General features: G+C 70.5%; 1 protein-coding gene and 1 pseudogene. Both read left to right on the top strand.

The features are described 5' to 3' along the window. Window positions 1-176: 176 nt before the first annotated feature. Window positions 177-400, top strand: a pseudogene (locus ACGFYQ_RS42080) (helix-turn-helix domain-containing protein); the annotation flags it as partial. Between the two features lie 365 nt (window positions 401-765). Next, a complete protein-coding gene (locus ACGFYQ_RS42075) occupies window positions 766-3,207 on the top strand; it encodes a hypothetical protein (RefSeq protein ID WP_393752643.1) in 2,442 nt (813 codons plus the stop codon). The last annotated feature ends 816 nt before the right edge of the window (window positions 3,208-4,023 follow it).

The following is a 4,023-nucleotide window of genomic DNA, read 5'->3' as shown; positions in this document are numbered from 1 at the left end:
GTTGCCTGCGTGTCACGACCACAGTCCTACCGGATTCCAACCTGCGAACAGGACAGAACCCAGGAACTGATCACGACATCACACAGGCCCTAGTGCCGCATCAGACAACGTTCGCCCCGTTGTGACGCGCCGTCCGGGTACAGGCCCGGACGGCGCGCGTCGGCCATGCTGTCCTGGTGGCTGAACGGGTGCGGGTGCGGGAGATTGACGACGATGAGGGCCAGAGGCTGCTGCGGATCATTCGCCGGGGCAACCGGGTCGGTGGTGACCTGGCGGCGTGCCCAGGTGGTGCTGTTGTCCGCGCAGGGGAATGTCCGTCGCCAAGGTCGCGACGGTGACGTTCACCAGCCCGGATCGGGTCCGCGACGTCCTGCACAACTTCAATACCGACGGTTTCGACTGCGGAGAACCGCACGGGGGCTCGCGGGTCCGAGGTGACGGGCACCGCCTGACGCGACGTCGACACCATCGGTGAGGGAAGCGGCGGCCTTCGGCAGTTTGCGCCGAACAGCAGCCCTCGGGCCAGCTCCGGGGTGGGCAGACCGGGTGACAGATGTCCTGGACGTGGTCAGTGGTCGTCGTTGAGCCAGTCGCCCGGGATCAGGTCACGAACGCGGTCGAGGTCTCCTGCCGTCCGGCCACGGGCCAGGACGCCCATGCCCTCGTCGTCGCGGCCTCCCGCGGCTGCTGCCAGAAGGCGCAGGACTCGATGTCACACCCTGCGTATAGCGTCTGGGTTACTGGCATGAGGTGAGGGGTTTTCGGGTGGGGAACATCGAGTTGGCCGCGCTTGCGTCCACGTACCGTCTGGCGGAGCCGTCGACGGCCGACGTGTTGGTCCGGCGTCTGCGGGGTGAGACGCTCGATCTCCTGCGTCACTGGTGGCCCCTGCCCCGGCGCCTCGTGGACGCGGTACTCGCCTCCGGCGACCGTGAATTGCAGGTGACGCTGGCGCGGAACGCGACGCCCGGTCAGAGTCTGCGCCTGGCGCGGCTGGGCGATCCCGAGGTGGGCCGTGCGCTGTATGAGGCCGAGCGGTGGTCCCGTAGATGCGGGGACAGCATACGGGCGGCCGTACTGATGGCCGCGGACCCGTCCGACCGGGCATGGCGGGCGCCGGGCGGGCTGGTCGACGAACTGCTCGGCGAGACCTGGTTTGCGCAACTCTCTCCGGCACTCTGCGCGCCCTTCCCCGAGCTGGTGCTGCATGCCCTGCGTCACTGCGGTCACGACGCACCGCTGCCGATGGTGCTGCGAGCCGCTCGCACCCTGCTCGAGCACGGCGGCCCGGAGCAGCTGGCGGCACTGGCCGCACTCGCCGAGGCGGAGGGCGGGCTGAGCCACCCGGGCCTCGCCGCCCTGCTGCGCCGCGCTGCGGCGGCGCCCGATCCCGGTGCGCTCCTCGACGGCGACATCTCGCCCACCGACGAACTGATGTACTTCGTCCGTCTCCACAGCGGCTGGAAGATACCGGCAGGGGTCCTTCCGGACTGGGATCTGGTCCGCGCCGAGCACGGCAGGCGCCCTTTCGACGCCTCCGCGGTCATGGATCTCAACCAGTTGCCGGGCTGCCCGCAGGAACTGGCCGTCGAGGGATTGCGTGCGGATCCCCGGACGACGCTGGTGCGGGGCAGAGGCCCGCTGCCGCTGTCCGCGCTCACCGGGCCCGAGGTCGCGGACGAGCGGTCCTACGTACCCGATGTCCTGCGGCGCGGCCTGGCCGAGGGCTGGCTGTCGGCCGAGCAGGTGTTGACCGACGTGACGCCCGCCGCCGAGGCCCTTCAATGCCTGCCACAGGGCGATGAACCGGTCCGCAAGGCCGTTAGGGAACTGACGGCCCCGATGGGCGCCGACCCCGCGGCCTGGCTCGCCCTCTACCGGCGGATCAGCCGGTTCGAAGGGACGGCCACCGCACTCGTGGCGGCGGCCTGCGCCGACGCCGCGCGCAGCAGCCGGGCCCCGTCATGGCCCCGTGCGACCGGCGCAGCCTTCCCCTCCCGGGAGCCGGAGGGCCCTCGCGGTCTCTTCCAGCGGTTGTTCGAGTATGCCGAGGAGGAGGCGCAGGAAGCCCTGGTGCCCTACCTGGACGGTCGGGCCGTCCAGCACCTGCTCGTCTTCGGCGCTCCCTCACCGCGGCTGCGCGCACGCATTATCGCCGTCCACGGCAGGTCCGCCCACCTGGCCAACGCCTCCCGCTGGGACCTGCCCGGCGAGATCGTCGAGGAACTGCTGGAACTCGACGACCCGGAGGTCAACGAGAAGCTCTACCTCTACGGTGCCATCGCCTGGCAGGAGCGGGCACGGATCCTGGCGGGCCGGGGGCGGCGGGGCGGCCATGTGCCCGTCACCGACGGACTCCTGGACGAACTCGGCTGGATTGACCTCCGGCACCACCGGAACTGGTTGAGTGCCGGCCTGCTGTCCGGCGACCCCCGGGTGCTGCGGGTGGTGCTGGCCAGGATCAGGACCCATACGGAAGGCGGCCGGCTACGCATGCTGATCCGGCTGTGGGAGCAGCACGGTCCGCGGGCGGTCCAGTCACTCATGGAGGAGGAGCAGTTCCCCGGCCGCACCAGCGGCGCCAAGCATCCGCTGCCCGCAGCCACGCACAAGACCGTGCGCCAAGCTCTGGCCGCGCCCGACGGACTCGCGCTGCTCCGGGCCCGCCTGGCCGCCGAGGAGCAACCCGGACGGCTGGTGTCCCTGCTGCGTCGCACGGCCCCCAAATCGGTTGCCGAACGGGTTCGTCACCTCGCGGACGAGGGAACCACCCTGCCCTGGCCGCAGCTGCTGCAGGCCCACGCCGACGAACCGCTGTCGGCGGACCTGCTGTGCGCCCTCGCCCAGCGGGACGACTGCCCACGGCCGCTCCTCCTGGACGCGCTGGGCGCCGGGCCCGTGGACGGCGACGCCGACGGCATGCCATGGCTGGCCCGGGCGCTTCAGGACGGCCGCCTGTCTGCCGTCGACGTCGTGCGGCGATGCCGCCCGGCCCCCGGGGTCGTCTCTTTCCTCGTCGGCCTGCACTCGCACCCGTCCGAGGTGGAGCGTCCTTCGTGGCGTCCGCTGTACTGCGAGGCCCGGAGGCTGGCCCGGGAGGAGCTGGGCACCGACCCGGAGGCCTGGGCGACGGCACTCCTCCTGCTCCCGGACTTCACCGGCTCCCTCCCCGAACTCCTGTCGACCGCGGCTGCCGTGACCGCCTGACCGCCGACGCTTCCGGCGGCCGGGCGGGCCGGCGCGGATCCTCCAACAGTCGGCCTTTGGGCGCCGGCAGCGGCTGCCTGTTCAGGAACCGCTCGCTTGCACCGGCCGTTCCTTCATCGGGGGAACCCGCGCGAACCACAGCGTGCGAGTACGCGGAGGCGCACCGCGGGGGCTGGGGCGGAGCCCCCAGGCAGCCGTGGTCTGCGGGAGCTCGTTACGCTACGGGCTGTCCTGAACCGCCAGCTGCTCCCGAACCTCCGGAGTGTCCGCGTAAACGCGCCATTGGACGACCTTGCCGTTTCGGATCGTGGCGGTCCAGAGGGCCGGTCCGGCGAGGCTTGGTTCCGAGCACAGCGAGTGCCCGACGGCCGTGACGACGTCGCCCCATGCGGTGAGCGAGGCGAAGACGTTCCGGTAGTCCGGGAACGACTCGAAGAAGCCACGCCGTGCACCGAGGCAGTCTTGCTTTCCCGAAACGACTCCTCCTGTCACCGGCCGGAGCCGACCGTCTGCTTGACTGCGATCTCTCGCTTTCGTCTCAGTGCACGACCTGCGGATCTCTCACCAGATGACAGTAAACAGGCACCGTTCTCTCACCTTCGTGACAGTGAGCACGAACAGCAGAACCCCACCCTGACCTGCGTCCGCATCCATCGCCGAGCAGAGACGCCACTGTCACCATCGCACTGACACGAAACCGAGAGATCGCCCACTACGGCTTCTAGGGCCTGTGTGATGTCGTGATCAGTCGGCGGTCTTCAGGAGGTCGTCGATCCAGATCATTGCGGCGCGGAGGTGGACGCCGGCGAGGTAGCT

It is taken from the genome of Streptomyces sp. NPDC048258, assembly GCF_043201995.1.
Classification (GTDB): Bacteria; Actinomycetota; Actinomycetes; order Streptomycetales; family Streptomycetaceae; genus Streptomyces.
The sequence above is the reverse complement of the archived record's forward strand: the minus strand, read 5'-3'. Positions and strand labels throughout refer to the sequence as shown.